Consider the following 17,166-nt stretch of genomic DNA (forward strand, 5'->3'; position numbering starts at 1 on the left):
GGGTGCGCCCGGCAGCGGCGCGAGGGCCTTTAGCTCAGCTGGTAGAGCGCCACGTTTACACCGTGGATGTCGTCGGTTCGATCCCGGCAGGGCCCACCGAGAGCACCCGGCCGGCCATCGTGCCGCCGATCTCAGGTCGCCGGGGGTGTGGTGATCGTGATCGGCAGTTCGGCGTCGATCACATCGCCGCTGTGGGTGTGCAGTGCGAGCACCGCGGGACCGACCGGGAGGTCCGCGGGGAGGTCGAAGGACTCGTCGATAGTGGACAGCGGCCCCTGCGGTGTCGGCCGACCGAGCAGGACCTCCTCGCCGCTCGCGGAGGGTGTGACGACGACGGTGACGTCGGACGCCGCGCGGCTCGTGCCTCCGGTGTCCTCACACGTCTCCCAGACCGCGTCGGAGTGGAGCCGGAGGACTCCTCCGGGGTGCAGGGACGAGTCCTGGAGCTCGATCGACTTCAGAGCGCAGGATCCAGAACTCGAACGCACTCCCGCGCACCCGTTCACGCCGATCGCGATGCTCACCGCGAGGACGATCGCGATCGACCCTCGTGTCCGTGTCTGCCCCATGCCGGCCAGTGAAGCACCGCGAGCAGTCGCCGACGTCGTGCGGGCGAGGAACGTGACCCGACCGTTGTCGTGCTGTCAGCGGCGACGTGCCCGGGCGAGCGCGGCTACGGCCGCGAGTCCGCCGACGACCGCTGCGATCCAGACCAGTGCTGTCATGGTTCCCCCTCTTCAGTACGTGCTCCAGGCAAACCTACCCGCCGTGGCACAGAACGGGAGCTGTACGAGGCGCTGCGGGCCTCCGCAGCGGGCGCTGTGACCTGCTCGCGTCAGGACCGTTCGACGGACGTCATCGAAGGGCGCTGAGCGGGTCCACCTCGTACGCCTCGAACCGATGGTCCCTGACGATCGCGTCCACGAGTCGTCGCGTCCCCGCGACCAGCGTCGAGTCGCAGTCGATCTCCGTCGCGAGGACCCACGCGTGGTCCTCCGGCCACAACAGCTGCGGCGTGTGCGCGAGCGGCACACCGTCCGCGATCTCCGCCCGCTCGGTCCACGCCGGGTCGGCCCAGTCCGCGACCGTCGTGCGCACCAGGAGGTGCTCGCGGTGGGTGAGGTGCAGTCGCGGCACGGCGAGTGCGCGGCGGACGGCGGCGAGTGCCGCCTGGTGTGCTGTGCGGAGGCGGGCGACCTCCGCCTCGGCGCGGGCACGCTCCGTCGCTTCGGGCGTCCCGTCCTGCCACCCGGACACGAGGGTGGAGCCGCCGCTCAGGTCCCCCCATCCGTCCCACACCGCCGCCACCAGGTCGAGCGGGGTCGTTGTCGAGGCACTGAGGTGCGAGGTGAGTGCGGCCAGCAGGCGCGGATCGAGCCAGCCTTCGGCAGGCGGTTCGACCCGCCACCCGTCGTCGAACAGCACGTCCTCGTCGCGGCTGGCGCTGAGCGCGCTCCAGGAGACCCCGGCGTCCAGCGTCCGCCCGGTCCTCGCTGCGACGTCGGACCACCGCCACGTGCTCGTCTCGAGGACCGGCGCGTCGCCGTGCTCGTCGAGGACCGAGCGGTCCTCCCGGAAGGCCGCGAGCGGGTGCAGGACGCGGGCGTACCCGTCGAACCCGCCGCCGACGGTGCCGGCGACGGTCCCGGAGGCCTGGAGGCGTCGCACGAGCCAGTCGGCTCGACGCACGTCCGTGATCAGCTCCACCCGGCCGAGCGTACCGACGTCGGTCAGGCGCCGGCGTGCTCCTCCGGTCCGGGCGCCGGCTCCGAGCCGAACCGCTCGACGAGGGCACGCTTGAGCACCTTGCCGCTCGGACCGAGGGGGAGCGCGTCGACGACGTGGACGACCCGCGGGTACTTGTACGCGGCGATGGCGTCCGCGACGTACCGGACGAGCTCGTCCGAGCTGGTCGTGGCGCCGTCGGCGAGGACGACCGCCGCCGCGATCTCCTGGCCGTGCACGTCGTGCGGCACCCCGAACACCGCGGCCATCGTGACGTCCTCGTGCGCGGCGAGCACCTCCTCGACCTCGCGCGGGTACACGTTGTAGCCGTTGCGGATGATCATGTCCTTCGTGCGGTCGACGATCGTCAGGAAGCCCTCGTCGTCCTTCGTCCCGAGGTCGCCCGTCCGGAACCACCCGTCGACCACGGCCGCGGCGGTCGCGTCGGGTCGGTTGCGGTAACCGTTCATCAGGTTGTGGCCCCGGATGACGAGTTCGCCGATCGTGCCGCGCGGCAGCATGTCGATGCGGTCCTGCACGGCGGGGTCCGCGATCTCGACCTCGACGCCCCAGACAGGTGTGCCGATGGTGCCGGGACGGGGCGTCCGTCCGACGTGGTTGAAGCTCGCGACGGGTGAGGTCTCGGTGAGGCCGTAGCCCTCGTGGATCGGCGCCCCGTACACGGCCTCGAATCGTTCGAGCACCGCGAGCGGCAACGAGGCCCCGCCGGAGATCGCGTACCGGAGCTCGGGACGGGCGTCGGTCCGGGTCGCGGCGTCGAGCAGCGCCATGTACATCGTCGGCACGCCCATGAAGATGCCGCAGCCGTGCTCGACCATCGCGGCGAGTGCGGCGTCGCCGTCGAACTTCGGCAGCATGACGATGGTCGCGCCGGCGCGGAAGCCGGTGTTCATGGTGCAGGTCTGGCCGAAGGTGTGGAACAGCGGCAGCGCACCGAGCAGCACGTCACCACGTCGCATGTCGAAGGTGCTCATGAGGAGCGTGTTGACCTGCTCGAGCAGGGCGAAGTGCGATCCCTCGGCGCCCTTGGGCTGCCCGGTGGTGCCGCTCGTGTACAGGATCGTCGCGGTGTCGAACGGGTCGCGGGGCGTGAGGGTGGTGAGGGGCGCGCTCGACGCGGCCAGGGCCTCCAGGCGGGGTGCGGCCGATCCGTCCCCGTCCCCGGCAGGCGCGAGGACGGTGACGACGTCGACCCCGGCGAGTGCGGCCCCCGCCGCACCCTCCGCGATGAGCGGTGCGGCGCAGACGAGCAGCGCCGCTCCGCTGTCGCGGAGCACGTACTCGATCTCGTGCCGCTTGAGGAGTGCGTGCACGGGCACGACGACGGCGCCGAGCGCGAGGGTCGCGTAGTACACGCGGGGGAAGTCGGGCACGTTCGGGATGAGCATCGCGACACGGCTGCCCGCGGTGACACCGCGGGCGCGGAGAGCGCCCGCGTACGCGAGCGTCTGGTCCCACAGCTCGGCGTAGGTGATGCGCTGCTCGCCGACGACGACGGCGACGTCGTCCGGGTACCGGGCCGCTGACTCGGCGAGGATCGTGGCGACGGACGCGGTCGCGTGGTGGTGCGGATGGCCGGCAGCGGGCCGTCCGGCGCTCGCTGCGTCCGCCGGTGCGGCGAGGTCAGTGGTGGTCATGCCGGGCTCCGTCTCCGTCGACGATGGGTGTCCGTCGATCGTACGGGTGGGAGCGCGGCGCGGTTCGCCGACCCGTCAGTGGATGCGGAGCTCCGAGACCATCGGGCAGGTGAACGGGTCGCGGGCGGCCAGGCCGACCCGGTTGAGGTAGCGGACGACGATGCCGTACGAGCGCAGGAGCGTCGTCTCCGTGTAGGGGACGTCGAGCGTCTCGCAGTGCTGACGGACGAGCAGCCGGGCCTTCTTCAGGGCCGGTCGCGGCATCGACGGGAACAGGTGGTGCTCGACCTGGTAGTTCAGACCGCCCATGAGGAACGACACCCACCAACCGCCGCGGATGTTGCGCGAGGTGCGCACCTGGCGCGAGAAGAAGTCGACCTTGGCGTCGTGCGCGATGGTCGGCATGCCCTTGTGGTTCGGCGCGAACGAGGCACCCATCATGACGCCGAAGACGGCGAGCTGCACGCCGAGGAACGCACACGCCATGCCGAACGGCAGGAACCAGAAGAGGACGGTCAGGTAGATGCCGAAGCGCAGGACGAGGAGCGTCGCCTCGAGCACGCGTGCCCGGACGTCGGCCTTGGTGTCGGCGCCGGTCAGCACGGTGTGCACGGCGGACCAGTGCAGGTTGATGCCCTCGAGCGTCAGGAGCGGGAAGAACAGCCACCCCTGGAACCGGGTGAAGACGCTCCGCGCACCCCGGGTCACCGCTGCGTCCTCGGGCGTGAACCGGATGACGCCGGCGGCGATGTCCGGGTCCTTCCCGATCGTGTTCGGGTTGCCGTGGTGGCGGGTGTGCTTGGTCATCCACCACGAGTAGCTCAGGCCGACCAGGAACGTGCCGACGTAGCGGCCGGCGCGGTCGTTCCAGCGCTGTGAGGCGAACACCTGACGGTGCGCGGCCTCGTGCGACAGGAAGGCGAACTGGGTGAAGACGACGCCGAGCGCGCCGGCGACGATGAGCTGGAACCACGACTCGCCCAGCACGGCGAAGGCGATCCACGCGAGTGCGAGCGTGCCGACGAGCGAGCCGAACAGCGACCAGTAGAACCCGGTGCGGCGGCGGAGCAGGTCGTGCTCCTTGACCTGCGCGAGGACGGCCGAGTAGGTGGACGTGCTCGAGCCCCTGGGGCCCGCGGCGGGCCTCGTGCGGGTGTAGCCGGGCTGGATCGGGGTGGTGGTCAACGCAGACCGACCTTCCGTCGCCGCCGGTCTGCACCGGCGTGGGGTGTTCGCGCGATCGCGCTGGTCGCCACGATAGGCGATGGAGATGCGGAGTCCTGTGAGTGCTCAGGAAGGACGGAGCATGTCGCTCGGCTCAGGCCGACGGCGAGCGGCGGTCATGCCGGACGGCACGGCGACGGGCGGCGGCGGACAACGCGATCGCGGCTCCGGTGATCCACAGGCCGAGCGTCAGGAGTGCGCGGCCGACGCCGGCGCCGTCGAAGTAGCTGGCCGCCGTCACCGCCCCGAACGCCGCTCCAGGCGGCAGGGCGCCACCGACGACGGACAGGAACGGCGGCAGGAGGTGTGTGCTCACCGTCGCGCCGCTGGTCGCGTTGCCGAGGGTGGTGAACACGAGCGTGGACACGACGACGCCCATCGGGCCGAGGAGGGCGGTGATGGCCAGGGTCGACAGCGAGACGGCCACCGCGAGCAGCGCCAGCACGCCGACGACGACAGCGGGGGCCGCGGGGACGGCGCCGGCGACCGGTCCGGCGATGACGGCCACGACGACGGCCGCGGCGATGCTCCCGATGACGGTGACCGCGACGCGCACCCACAGGCCGGCCAGGGCGCCGAGGGAGTTCATGATCTGGGCGAGGACGAAGGCGGCGAGCGTGGTGCCGAACACGAGGTAGAAGCCCGCGATGCCCTGCCCGTCCCCGGTCACGAGCGGGACGAGGTCCTGGGTGCGGGTCACCGGGACGCCGCCGGCCCGGGCGACACCGCTCAGCAGGGCCGTCGCCGCACCGGTCGCGCTCCGCCCGTCCGCGCCGGCGACGGCGAGCATCGATCCGTCGGCAGCGGGGACGAGCGCGGCGACGACGTCGTGTGAGCGGACGAGGGCGCGAGCGGCGGCTGCGGAGTCGACCGGACGGACGTCGGCGGAGTCACCGAGCGCCGTCGAGGCCGCGTCGGCGAGCTGTGCGCCGACGACCGCGACCGGCAGGTGGTGCGGCACGGGGGCCTTCTGCAGTCCGATGTAGAGGCCGGCGAACGCACCGGCGATGGCCATCGCGACGAGCACCTGCACGACGAGGACCGGGAGGACCCGGCGGAGCGGCGGGAGCGAGGGACCGGAGGAGCCGTGGTTAGTAATCGATTCATTACTCATGGAATCGAATGATACCCTCGGGGTATGACGACGGCAAGGGGTCCGGTCCCCAGGGCAGCGGAGCGCATGGCGGGCAGTCAGCGGCGGGAGGCGACCCTGGCCGCCGCGGCCGCCGTGTTCGCCCGCGAGGGGTACCACGGGGCGACCACCGAGCGGATCGCGAAGGCCGCCGGGATCAGCCAGCCCTACGTCGTCCGCATGTTCGGGTCGAAGGAGAACCTGTTCCTCGCGGTCATCGACGGCTGTCTCGAAGCGGTCCTCGACACGTTCCGTGCGGCGCTGGACGACGGGCAACCGGGCACGGTCGAGTCCCGGCTCGGCGAGGCCTACCGGACGCTCGCGACCGAGGACGGCGTCCACCTCATCGTGATGCAGTCGTACATGCTCGGTGCGGACCCCGTGATCGGGCCGGTCGCACGGGAGGGGTTCACGCGGATCCTCCGGTTCCTCGTCGAGGACGCGCACCTCACGCCGTCGGCCGCCGAGACGTTCCTCGCCAAGGGGATGCTCATCAACACGTTGCTCGGCATGCGGCTGCACGAGCACGACGACGAGGACGCCCGTCGCTTCGTGGCGTCGGTCATCGGTCCGGGTCCCGGAGGACCCGGACCGACCGAGGCCTGACGCCGCCCGCCGCGGGCCCCGGGCCTGTCGGCGGCCCAGGGCCCGCCGGGTCACCGCCCGGCGGCGCTCGTGGCGCGGGTCACGCGGTCCACGAGCACGGCGATCGCGTCCCCGGCGCTCGGACGCTGCTCGTTCTCCTCGCGGAGCCGCCGGGCCGCGGCGGCATGGCGCGACCCGGCGAGCACCGCGTGCACCGCCGGCCCGACGGCAGCGGGCTCGTCGACCACCACGGCGACGTCGGCCGCGGCAGCACGCTCGGCGTTGATGAACTGGTCGGCGCCCTGGGGGAGCAGCACCATCGGGACGCCGACACTCGCGGCCGCGAGCACCGTACCCGCTCCCGCAGCGCTCACCACGACGTCGACGCCGTCCAGCAGCTCCCGCATCGGCCGGAACGGCACGTGGTGGACGTGGTCGGTGTCCTCGAGGTGGTCCCCGATCACGCCGACCGTCGCGAGGACGTCCGCCTGGTCAGGGTGGAGGCCGTCGATGATCGCCGTCAGGAGTGCGGCGTCCCCGAACACCGTCCCGAGCGTGACGAGCACGCGCGGCCGCTCGGACGCCGGGAACGGCGGCAGCGGAGTGGTGTCGCCCGGACGGCTGTGCGGCTCCGCCCGGAACGGGACGGTCAGGGGGTGCTGCGTCCACCCGGACGCCTGCAGGGACGCCGGCGTCGGGTCGAGCAGCGCCACCGGGGGTGACGGCACCAGGCCCCGGCCCGCGTACCGGGGGAGCACGAGCTCCGTCATCGGACGTCGGAACGCATCGGGCACCTCCGGTCCGAACGCGACGACGGCGTACGGGACGTCGAGCGTCGCCGCGACGAGCGGACCCACCAGGTCGACCGCGTCGGCCACGACGACGTCCGGGCCCCACGTCCTCGCTTCGCGGACGGCGTCGTCGACGGTGAGGTCGACCCGCGTCCCGGCGAAGAACTCGGCGACGGCCGCCGGTTCCGGTCGGTTCGCCGGGTCGCTGCCGGGGATGCGCCGGGCCACCTCCGCGAACAGCTCGGGAGGCATGGGACCCGCTGCCAGGACCGGTACCCCGGGCAGTTCGGCGGCGAGGGCGTCCCGCATGCCGCCGCTGGTGAGGACGGCGACGTCGTGCCCCGCCGATGCGGCGGCGCGGACGAGCGGGACGAGGGGGAGCAGGTGTCCGAGTGCGGGGACACCGGAGAAGAGGATGCGCATGGTGGGTCCTTCCAGGGTTCGTGGGTTCGTGGTGATCGGGAGGACCAGGTTCAGTCCGCGGCGAGGACGAGCGGGATGCTGCGGCGGCGCCCGACGACGAGCGGGAGCGTGCTGGCGGCCACCATCAGGACGAGGCTCACCAGCGTGGCCGGGCCGGCCACACCCAGTCCGACGTCGGGCGACGTGCCGGGGACGGTGACCCCGAGGGCGATCGCCTGCGCGACGCCGCTCACCACCAGGACGGCGGCCGACACGAGCACCGCGGTCCCGACGAGGACGACCGACTCCCAGGCGGCCCGTGCCAGGACGACCGACCGGGACCCGCCCGCGGCCTCGACGAGCGCGGCCTCCTGCTCACGGGTCCGCCCGGCCATGAGCACGGTCGCGGCGGCTCCGGACAGCGAGACGAGCAGCGGTCCGCCGAGCATGAGGAGGAGGCTCTGCGGATCGAGTCCGGGTCCGTCCCCGCCGGTGGACCGCCGGACGGCGTCGGCGGTGGTCGCGAACCCGCCCGTGATGCTGGCCGGGAGCGCGATCGTGAGGACGAGGGCACCGACCGTCGCGCTGCTCCGGCCGACCGCGGAGGCCGCGGCGTTCCGGGCCAGGAACCACGACGCCGACCAGTGCGCCGGCAGGACGGCGGTCCAGGCGCGCAGCACGACCGGGAACAGCGTCGGCCCGACGGCGACGGCGGCCGCGGTGAGGAACGGCCCGATGAGCAGGACCGAGGTGGACGCACGCACTCCACCGGCTGCGAGGCTCGACGTCAGCAGGACGGCGAGCACGACGGCGACGCCCGCGAGCGTCCACCGTCCCCAGCTCGTCCGACCCGCCGCTGCGTCGGGGTCGCGGAGGACCTCGACGGGGCGCACCCGACCGGCGCGACGGGACGACCGGAGACTGCTGAGGACGACGACGGCCGTCACGGCGACGACGACGGCGACCCCGCCGACGACGTCGAAGCGCTCGTCGAGGTCGCGGAGCCCGTCCGAGGCCGAGAGCCCGAGGTGCAGGACGGCCGGCGCGACGGGCGCGACGACGAGGCACCCGAGGGTGCTCCCGACGAGGGCGACCACGCCGAGCTGGAGCCGGACGACGACGGTGACGGTCCGGGACGGGACGCCCACGAGCTGCCAGAGCGCGTACCCCCGGCGCTGCAGGTCGATCGTCAGTCGGGTCACGCTGCCGAGCACCGCGGCCACCGCGACGACCGTGAGCACCACGACCAGCGTCGCCAGGGTGCCCAGGCCGGCTGCACGCAGCAGGTCGAGTTCGTCGCCCGAGGCGATCAGCGCGATCCCGGTCTCGACCATGGCCGCCGCGACCGCCAGGGCCACGGCCGTCGCCGCGCTGACGACCAGCGCCCCGACCCAGATCCCGGCGTTGTGCCGGAGGTCGCTGAGGACGAGTCGGAGCATCGTCACGCCTTCTGGGCAGCGGCGGTGAGCGCGTCGAGGACCTGCCCCGCGCTCGGACGGACGAGTTCCCGGTGGATCGAGCCGTCCCGCAGCACGAGCACCCGGTCCGCGCGGGCGGCGGCCTCGAGGTCGTGCGTCACCATCACGACCGCGCGGTCGCCGGACGCCACCTGCCGCAGGAGCCCGAGCACCGCGTCACCGGCCGTGGTGTCGAGCGCGCCGGTGGGCTCGTCGGCGAAGACGACCTCCGGACGGGACGCCAGCACCCGGGCGATCGCGACCCGCTGCTGCTGCCCGCCCGACAGGCTGCCCGGACGGTGGTCCCCGCGGTCGGCGAGCCCGACCGATGCCAGTGCCGCGTCGACCTCGGCGGTGGAGACCGGGCGGTGCGCGAGGCTCGCGGGGAGCGCGATGTTCTGCCGGGCCGTCAGCGAGGGGATGAGGTTGAACGACTGGAAGACGAAGCCGACGGTGGAGCGGCGCAGGGCCTGCAGCTGCTTCGGTCGCAGGGTCTCGAGCCGCTGCCCCGTGATGGACACCGACCCGCTGTCGTAGGGCTCGAGGGCGGACAGGCAGTAGAGGAGCGTCGACTTGCCGGAGCCGCTCGGCCCGACGATCGCGACGAACTCGCCCGGCTGCACGGCGAGCGAGACACCGCGCAACACCTCGACCCGACCCTGGTCCGGGCCGGGGAACGACTTGATGAGGTCCTCTGCATGGAGGAGTGGTTCGGTCATGGCGTCAGTCCACCTCGGTCTGGTCGTCCGGTCACGGGTGCAGGCACGAGACGGAGGGTGGAGCGCGCTCCACCTCCACGGGCAGCTCCGTGTCCTTCGCCCCGGGCCGTCCGACGAGCGTCGCGGGCGCACCGCCCTGTGGGCATCCGTCGACTGACGTAGGCGAGCCGGTCGGGCCCGCCGGGCCTAGTCGGCGTGTCCGGTCGCGGCGAGCGCCTCCGCGAGTCCGGCGCGGCTGCTGACGCCGAGCTTCGGGAAGACCTTGTAGAGGTGGGTGCTCACCGTGCGGTGCGACAGGTAGATCCGGTCCGCGATCTCGCGGTTCGACATCCCCGCTGCCGCCAGCCGGGCGATCTGCAGTTCCTGTGGGGTGAGCGGAGCGCTCGCCGACGGCGCGCCGGAGGTGCCGTTGGGCGGGGCCTCACCGGCGGCGCGGAGCTCCGCGGCGGCCCGTGCGGCGAACCCGGCGGTGCCCGCGGCGACGAACTCGGCGAGCGCCTCCCGGAGGTGGGTGCGGGCCTCCACGACGCGGCGTTCCCGTCGGAGCCACTCGCCGAAGAGCAGGCGTGTGCGCGCGAGCTCGACGGGGGACTCGCTCAGCTGGCCCGCCTCGACGGCCCGGACGAACCAGGACTCGGCTCGGTCCGCCGGAGCGAGCAGCGCCCGGCTGCGGAGCACGAGGGCGGTGAGGTGCGCGGACCGGAAGGTGCTCGCCACGGCCTCGGCCTCGGCGAGGGTCTCGGTCACCGACTCCGGCCGACCGCCGTGCACGGCGGCCTCGGTGCGGTCCGCGATGGCCCAGAGCGAGCGTGTCGGGTGCACCGTCATGTGCGTGAACTCGATCTGCGCGTCTCGGTACCGGTGCTGCCCGAGCGCGACGAGGCCCGCCGCCCAGCGTGCGTCGGCACTGGCGAGTGCGAGCCGTCCGCCCAGGGAGCGGGCCGAGCCGTCCCGGAGCGCCTGCGCGGCGGCCTCGGCGTCGCCGAGCAGGGCGTGCGCCCGCGCGAGCGTTCCGTACGCCATCCCGGCGACGAGGGGGAGGTGGCTCTCGCTGGCCATCCGGACGGCGTACTCGGCGTCGGCGACGGCGTCGCGGATCCGCCCGCGGAGCAGGAGGACCGTGGCACGCCCGCGGAGGGCCTGGGCCTCGTCGGCCACCGCGCCGAGCTCGTGCGCGCGCTCGTAGGCGAGTTCCCAGCACGTCAGCGCGGTCTCGAGGTCCTGCAGTGACTCGGCGGCGATCGCGAGGGAGGCCATGCCGAGGGGTGAGTCGGTGAGCTGCGGGACGAGGTGCGGGAGGTCCGCCCGGGCCGCGGGAGCCGTCCCGAACGGGTTGAGCAGGGCGAGTGCGACCGGCTTCAGCGGACTCGAGGAGGACAGGCTGCGCAGCTGTGTCTCGATCGCGTGCCACTCCGCGCGGGGCAGGTTCCGCCCGCGGACGCTCAGTGCCCAGACCCAGAGGACCTCCACGAGCCGGTCGGTGTGCTCGGCGCCGCCCAGCACGGACCGGACGCGGTCCGTCTCGATGCGGCCGGCGACGGGTGACCCCGTGGTGAGGCTGAGGACGGTGCGGGTCACGGCGGTGGCGGTCACGGTGTCCGGTTCGCCGGCCAGGGCGTCCACCTGCTCGAGGAGCTCGATCGCCTCGTTCGTCATGCCGGCGGCCCGCGCGGTCTCCGCCGCACGTCCGAGCCGACGGGCCCGCCCGACGTCCCCCTGCGACAGGGTGGCCGCGCGTTCGTAGGCGCGGACCGCCTCCGGCCGTGCGCCGCGCTGCTCGGCGCGTCGGGCGACCGTCTCGAGGTCGGCGGCGATCGTCTCGTCGCGCTCGAACGTGGCGGAGGCGCGGTGCCATGCGGCTCGGGTCTCGTCGCGGGCGACCGACGCGAGCGCGCGGTGCGCGGCGGCGAGTTCCGCGGCGGTCGCGCTCCCGAGGACGGCGGACCGGAGGAGCGGGTGCCGGAAGTGCAGGGCGGCCAGGTCCGTCCGGAGGAGTCCGCGGACCTCGAGCGGCCCGAGGTCGGCCAGCCCGAGGTCCATGGTCCGCGCCGCCGCCATGACGTCCTGGAGCGCGGCGTCGTCGGCGGCCGCCGCGAGGACCAACAGTGCCCGGCTGCCGGCCGGGACGGCGGAGAGCTGGTCGAGGAACGCCTGCTCGAGCCGACGGGTGGTCGGGAGCCGGGTGGCGAGGGAGGTGCCGGCGGCGCCGGTGGCGGCGAGCGCGGCCGGGAGCTCGCGGAGGGCCAGCGGGTTGCCGCCGGCCTCGGCGAGGATGCGCCGACGCGCGGCCTCGGACAGTCCGCCGGCGCGCTCGGCGAGGAGGGCCTCCGCGGCGTCCTCCGGCAGGGGGCCGAGCTCGAGGCGGGCCGCGGAGCAGGGGAGGGAACCGGTGGGTTCGTGCCCGGTGCGTGCGGTCGCGATGACCACGATCGGCGCGTTCGAGAGCCGCAGCCCGATGAAGTCGAGCACCTCGGCGCTCGAGCGGTCCACCCAGTGCAGGTCCTCGACGCGGACGAGGACCGGTCGGTGCGCCGCGGCCTCCTCGAGCAGGCCGAGGGCCGCGGTGCTCACGAGGAGGCGGTCCGGCACGGGGCCGTCCTCGACGGCGAGGGCGGTGAGCAGGGCGGCGCGCTGCCGTCCCGGCAGGGCGTCGGCGTACGGGAGCAGGGGGTGGAGCAACTCGTGCAGACCGTCGAACCCGACGGCGTTCGACCCCTGGACGCCCGTGCACCGGAGGACGCGGTGTCCGGCACGGCGGGCGTGTGCCTCGACCGCGGCGACGAGGGCGGTCTTGCCCACGCCGGCTTCGCCCTCGACGAGCACGGCGGCGCCGCCTCCGCCCGACCGGTCGAGCAGGGCGGTCAGGGCGGCGAGCTCCTCGTCGCGGCCGAGGAGCGGGCGCTGGTCGTCCGTGCGGAGGCGCAGGACGCCGTCGTCCGTCCCGCCCTGGAGGCTCGCAGCGAGTCCGTCTGCACCCATCGTCGGTCCTCCCCGCCGGTTTGCGTGATCTTTCACTCAAACGTACGGGGTCCGGTCCCGGTGGGCAAGCCGAGCGGTCGCTACGGGTGGTCCGCCGGCCGCGGGAGGGTGCCGTGGTCGATGACGGTCTCGTACACCCGCTCGAGGACGTCGGCGAAGCCCGGCAACTCCGCGCTGTCGAGCCCGCTGAAGAACATCTGCTTGACGAGTTCCGTGTGGGCGGGCGTCGCGTCGCGCAGGGCCTGCCAGCCGTCGTCCGTCAGCGCGACCGCGGTGCTCCGTCGGTCCTGTTCCCAGCGGCGGAGCTCGAGGAGGCCGCGCTCGGCGAGGCGCTTCGTGTGGTGGGAGGCACGGCTCCGCTCCCAGCCGATGCGCGTCGCGAGGGCGGTCATCGTCATCTCACCGCCGGGCTCGCTCGTGAGGGCGACCAGGACGTCGTAGTCGGCGAGCGAGATGTCGCTGTCCGCGCGGAGCTGCCGGTTCATCTCGTACCGGAGCCGGAGTTGCAGCTTCATCCAGGCGTACCAGACCCGGATCTGCTCGTCGGTGAGGAACGCGTACGGCGACTCCGGGGGCACCTCGCCGTGGGCTGCCATCGTCCGTCACCTCCCGTCGCCCGACCGCCGGACGCCCGACCATCATGGCAGGGCGTCCGACGGGGACTGGTCCGACCGTCAGGCGGGCGGTGCGCTCGTCAGCAGGGTGTACACCTTCGCGATGACGTCGCCCTCGATGAAGCAGATGTCCATCCCGGACACGACCGGCGGTTGGCCGTCGGGGCCGAAGTGCCAGGCGAGGTACCCCATGCCGTGGTTCTCGTACACCGGGCCGGCAGGCGAGAAGACGAAGCCGGGGGCCTCGTCGAGCAGCCGCTGGGCCTTGGCGTGCAGGGCCTCGTGCCCGACGACGACCTCGTCGGGGTCGAGGAAGGCGACGTCGGGTGCGTAGGTGCGCGCGATCGCCTGCCGTCGGCGCTCGGGGTCGCGTTCGCCGAACACGTCGAACAGGTTGGCGTGCATGAGGGACTCGAGGGGTTGGGACACAGCGGGCTCCGGACGGGTCGTGGTGGTCGGGGATCAGGGGTGGGACGGTGCGCGGTCGGTCCAGTCGAACACCAGGTGTCGGACCGCGATCGCCCAGGCGCCGTCCACGCGGACGAAGCGGTCGAGGTAGCGGATCGACATCGTCAGGAGGGTCCGCTGCTCGCCCTCGTGCAGGACGTGGAAGGCGACGCAGTACGTCTCGCCCTCGGCCTCGTCGTCACCCGTGAAGCGGATGATCGACTGGCCGGTGAGGTAGGTGGTCACGTCGTACTGCTCGACGAGGCCGGCGAACGTCTCCTCGAGGCGTTCCCGCCCACGGATCGTGTCGACCGGCTCGGACGTCGACGGGTCGCCCTGGAAGAGGACGACGACGCCGTCCTCGGTGAACACCGACGCCTCCAGGCGGGCGTCGCGGCGGTCGGCACCGCGGGCGTAGGTCGCCAGGAGGGTGCGGATCTCCTCGCGGGCGACGAGGGTCTCGAGGGTCTCGGTCACGGCTGCTCCTCGGTGGTCGTGGTCGTGCTCGCTGATGGACGGTCGGACGGACGCCCTGACGGACGGGCGGGAGGGCGCGGTGGGTCGGGTCACCACCGCGCCCGTCGCCGTCAGGCCAGGGCCGCGCGCAGGGAGGCGGTGGCCAGCAGGAGCGCGTGCTTCGCGGCCTCGGTGTCGTGCAGCGAGTTCACCATCACGAAGTCGTGGGTGATGCCGCCGAAGCGGGCGTTCGTCGCCTTGACCCCGGCCTCGCGCAGCCGCGCGGCGAAGGCCTCGCCCTCGTCCCGGAGGACGTCGGCCTCGGCCGTGATGACGAGCGTCTCGGGCAGCGTCGCGAGCGTCTCGAGCGGCGCGCGCAGGGGCGACACCGTCGGGAGCGCGCGGACCGTCTCGTCGGTCGTGTACTGGTCCCAGTACCACTGCATGCCGGCGCGGGTGAGGAAGTATCCCTCGGCGAACTCCTGGTACGAGCCGGTGTCGAACGCGGCGTCGGTCACCGGGTAGAAGGCCACGAGCTTGACGAACTCGACGTCCCCGCGCTCGGCGGCGAGCAGCGACAGTGCGATCGCCATGTTGCCGCCGACGGAGTCGCCGGAGACGGCGAAGCGGGACGCGTCGAGGCCCTTGTCGCGGCCCTCGCGGACGACCCACTGCGCCGCCGCGTACGACTGCTCGAGGGCGACCGGGTGGCCGGCCTCCGGCGATCGGTCGTACTCGGGGAAGACGACGGCGGCGTTCGACCCGATCGCCAGGTCACGGACGAGCCGGTCGTGGGTGTGGGCGTCACCGAACACCCAGCCGGCGCCGTGCACGTACAGGATGACGGGCAGGTTCGCCGTCGTGCCGGCCGGCTTCACGAGGCGGATCTTCACGGTGCCGGTGGGGCCGCCCTCGATCTCGAGCCACTCCTCGTCGACGTCGGGCTTGAAGATCGGGGTGTCCTGGACCGCGTCGACGGCCTTCCGGCCCTCCGCTGGCGGCAGCTCGTTGAGGAAGGGCGGGGTGGACGTCGCGTCGACGAACTCCTGCGCGGCGGGCTCGAGGGCGATGCCCTTCGGGTTTCCGGCCATGGTGTTGCTCCTTGTCGGGGTGTCGGTGGGATGGGTGGGGCGGTCCCCACGTTCGCAGCAGGGCCGACGGTGCGGCATCCGTCAGCTGACGTATCCGCTCAGAGCACGCTCGTGCCGAGCTCCCAGAGGCGGTCGGCGTTCCCCCGGTCGAGGGCGTACCGGGCGACACCGCGGTCGTGACCCGTGCCGTCGTCGAGCACCGGGGCCTCCTGGTTGTCCTCGAAGTACCGCCCGGTCACGCCGGACACGGTCGGCGAGGCGACGAGCAGCGTCGAGGTCGCGGCCCCCTGCGCCGGGGTCTTGTAGAACGGTTGCTCGATGCGGTTGCCCGCCTCGTCCATCGCGCCCATGGCGCGCAGGGTTTCGTCGTCGAGGTGCCGTTGCAGCCCGGTCGTGATCCACCCCGGCATCAGGCTGTTCGCGACGACGCCGTCCGCCGCCCACCGTTCGGCGACGCCCACGGCGAGCAGGACGTCGGCCGTCTTCGACTGCGCGTACGCCGCCCACCGGTCGTAGGGACGCTCGTCGAACTGGGGGTCCTCGAAGTGGAACGGCGACCGCAGATGGGCTGTGGAACTCACCGTGACGACCCGTCCGTCGCCGGCCTCGACGACGGCGTCGCGGAGCCCGAGGAGGAGCGCGAGGTGTCCGAGGTGGTTCGTCGCGAGCTGCAGCTCCCACCCGACGGCGGAGAGCTGTCGATCGGGCAGCGCCATCACGCCAGCGTTCGCGACGACCCCGTGGAGCGCACCGACCGCGTCGTCGGCCCAGGCGTCCGTGAACCGGCGGACCGAGGCGAGGTCGGCGAGGTCGAGCGGGCGCGCGTGGACCCGGTCCGCCGTCCGACCCGTGCGCTCGAGCGTGGCGGTGGCCCGGACGGGGTCGCGGACGCCCACGACGACCTCGGCGCCGGCACCCGCGAGGGCGAGCGCGGTCTCGGCGCCGATGCCGGACCCGCCGCCCGTGACGAGGTACCGCCGGCCGTGCAGGTCGACGTCGGCGAGGACGTCGGCTGCGGTGGCCGACGCCGGGAAGGGGGTGCTGACCAGCTCGGTCACGATGGTCGTCCCTCCCCGTCAGGACCGACGTGCCGCAGCGAGCGCCGCGGTCATGCCGTCGCGGTCGTGTCGGACGCCGTACGCGGGCTGGTCGCGTTCGTACCGCCACCCCTCGCTGAGGGGCCCGACGTCGACGACGTCGAACCCGAAGCGGTCGAGCAGACCGGCCACGACCGCCTTGGCGTCGGCGTCGTCGCCCGCGACCGTCAGCGCCCGACGGCCCGGGGTGCCGGCCGGGGAACCGTCGGTGGTGACGTCGGCGGCGCCGAGGTTGTTGAGCGCTTTGACGACGGAGGCGCCGGGGAGCGCGCGTTGCAGCAGCTCGGAGGTCGTGGGGTGCGGGTCCTGCTCGAGCTCGGCGATCCTGCCGGAGTACTCGGGGTAGTAGTTGCCGGTGTCGACGACGACCTTGCCCGCGAAGGCGTCCGCGGGCAGCGCCGCGTAGCCGGTGACCGGGATCGCGACGACGACCACGTCGCCGGCCCTCGCCGCGTCGGCCACCGACGCGGCGCCGGCGAGCGGGGCGAGCTCGGCGATGAGCGTCTCGAGCGTCTCAGGACCGCGCGAGTTCGCGATGACGACGTCCAGGCCGGTCTCGGTGGCGCGTCGGGCGATGTGCGAGCCGACGTTGCCGGCGCCGACGATGCCGAGGGTCTGGACGGGGGTGGGGCTGGCCATGCGGGTGCTCCTGACGTGGTGGGTGCCGTGGTCCCTCCAGGTTCCGCGGTCCTGCCCGGCCGGGGCATCCGTCGGACGACGTAACCGCGCCGCGGTCGGACCGTCGCGACACGACTGCCCGACCGCGGCACGGCGTGCGCCCTGCGATCC

Annotated in this window: 15 protein-coding genes, 1 tRNA gene and 1 pseudogene; 2 read left to right on the forward strand and 15 right to left on the reverse strand. The window is 73.5% G+C overall.

The window, feature by feature from the left end; genetic code table 11:
* Positions 1-23: 23 nt before the first annotated feature.
* Positions 24-96: transfer RNA gene (locus DEJ32_RS00690), tRNA-Val, on the forward strand.
* Positions 97-131: 35 nt separating this feature from the next.
* Here DEJ32_RS00690 and DEJ32_RS00695 read toward each other — a convergent pair.
* The 5 genes from DEJ32_RS00695 to DEJ32_RS00715 form a co-directional block, all read right to left on the reverse strand.
* Positions 132-569, reverse strand: a complete 438-nt coding sequence (locus tag DEJ32_RS00695; protein WP_110899988.1) for a hypothetical protein — start codon at positions 567-569, stop codon at positions 132-134.
* A 286-nt stretch (positions 570-855) separates the two neighbouring features.
* The gene (locus tag DEJ32_RS00700) at positions 856-1,707 is read right to left on the reverse strand and encodes a hypothetical protein (RefSeq protein ID WP_110899989.1); all 852 of its coding nucleotides are present in this window, start codon (positions 1,705-1,707) and stop codon (positions 856-858) included.
* A 23-nt stretch (positions 1,708-1,730) separates the two neighbouring features.
* Positions 1,731-3,383 carry a long-chain fatty acid--CoA ligase gene (locus DEJ32_RS00705; protein ID WP_110899990.1) on the reverse strand — a complete coding sequence of 551 codons (1,653 nt, stop codon included), beginning with the start codon at positions 3,381-3,383 and terminating at the stop codon, positions 1,731-1,733.
* A gap of 75 nt (positions 3,384-3,458) precedes the next feature.
* A complete protein-coding gene (locus DEJ32_RS00710; RefSeq protein ID WP_110889663.1) occupies positions 3,459-4,568 on the reverse strand; it encodes an acyl-CoA desaturase in 1,110 nt (369 codons plus the stop codon).
* A 133-nt stretch (positions 4,569-4,701) separates the two neighbouring features.
* Positions 4,702-5,721: a hypothetical protein gene (locus DEJ32_RS00715; RefSeq protein WP_146234045.1), complete on the reverse strand. Its 1,020-nt coding sequence runs from the start codon at positions 5,719-5,721 to the stop codon at positions 4,702-4,704.
* Positions 5,722-5,745: 24 nt separating this feature from the next.
* On the opposite strand from DEJ32_RS00715, the gene DEJ32_RS00720 reads away from it, so the two are divergent.
* Entirely contained in the window at positions 5,746-6,345 is a 600-nt protein-coding gene (locus tag DEJ32_RS00720; protein WP_220032801.1) for a TetR/AcrR family transcriptional regulator, read from the forward strand.
* Positions 6,346-6,395: 50 nt separating this feature from the next.
* Here the strand turns inward: DEJ32_RS00720 and DEJ32_RS16085 are convergent, their stop codons facing one another.
* The 10 genes and pseudogenes from DEJ32_RS16085 to DEJ32_RS00770 form a co-directional block, all read right to left on the reverse strand.
* On the reverse strand, positions 6,396-7,538 hold the full coding sequence (locus tag DEJ32_RS16085) for a glycosyltransferase (protein ID WP_181420540.1): 1,143 nt from the start codon (positions 7,536-7,538) through the stop codon (positions 6,396-6,398).
* 50 nt (positions 7,539-7,588) lie between these two features.
* Positions 7,589-8,956 carry an FtsX-like permease family protein gene (locus DEJ32_RS00730; protein WP_146234046.1) on the reverse strand — a complete coding sequence of 456 codons (1,368 nt, stop codon included), beginning with the start codon at positions 8,954-8,956 and terminating at the stop codon, positions 7,589-7,591.
* A gap of 2 nt (positions 8,957-8,958) precedes the next feature.
* Entirely contained in the window at positions 8,959-9,693 is a 735-nt protein-coding gene (locus DEJ32_RS00735) for an ABC transporter ATP-binding protein (protein WP_110899994.1), read from the reverse strand.
* Positions 9,694-9,879: 186 nt separating this feature from the next.
* On the reverse strand, positions 9,880-12,672 hold the full coding sequence (locus DEJ32_RS00740; protein ID WP_110899995.1) for a LuxR family transcriptional regulator: 2,793 nt from the start codon (positions 12,670-12,672) through the stop codon (positions 9,880-9,882).
* An 80-nt stretch (positions 12,673-12,752) separates the two neighbouring features.
* Complete coding sequence (locus DEJ32_RS00745) at positions 12,753-13,268, reverse strand: MarR family winged helix-turn-helix transcriptional regulator (protein ID WP_110825387.1); 516 nt, start codon at positions 13,266-13,268, stop codon at positions 12,753-12,755.
* Between the two features lie 78 nt (positions 13,269-13,346).
* Positions 13,347-13,715 (reverse strand): nuclear transport factor 2 family protein, encoded by a 369-nt coding sequence (locus tag DEJ32_RS00750; RefSeq protein ID WP_258365965.1) that lies wholly within the window; start codon positions 13,713-13,715, stop codon positions 13,347-13,349.
* Between the two features lie 33 nt (positions 13,716-13,748).
* On the reverse strand, positions 13,749-14,210 hold the full coding sequence (locus DEJ32_RS16090; RefSeq protein WP_181420541.1) for a nuclear transport factor 2 family protein: 462 nt from the start codon (positions 14,208-14,210) through the stop codon (positions 13,749-13,751).
* Between the two features lie 110 nt (positions 14,211-14,320).
* On the reverse strand, positions 14,321-15,280 hold the full coding sequence (locus tag DEJ32_RS00760; RefSeq protein WP_110889671.1) for an alpha/beta hydrolase: 960 nt from the start codon (positions 15,278-15,280) through the stop codon (positions 14,321-14,323).
* Between the two features lie 98 nt (positions 15,281-15,378).
* On the reverse strand, positions 15,379-16,338 hold the full coding sequence (locus DEJ32_RS00765) for an SDR family NAD(P)-dependent oxidoreductase (RefSeq protein ID WP_110899997.1): 960 nt from the start codon (positions 16,336-16,338) through the stop codon (positions 15,379-15,381).
* An 18-nt stretch (positions 16,339-16,356) separates the two neighbouring features.
* Positions 16,357-17,085, reverse strand: a pseudogene (locus tag DEJ32_RS00770) (NADPH-dependent F420 reductase); the annotation flags it as partial.
* Positions 17,086-17,166 lie beyond the last annotated feature (81 nt).

Origin of the sequence: Curtobacterium sp. MCPF17_046, assembly GCF_003224295.1 — a bacterium.
Taxonomy (GTDB): Bacteria; Actinomycetota; Actinomycetes; order Actinomycetales; family Microbacteriaceae; genus Curtobacterium.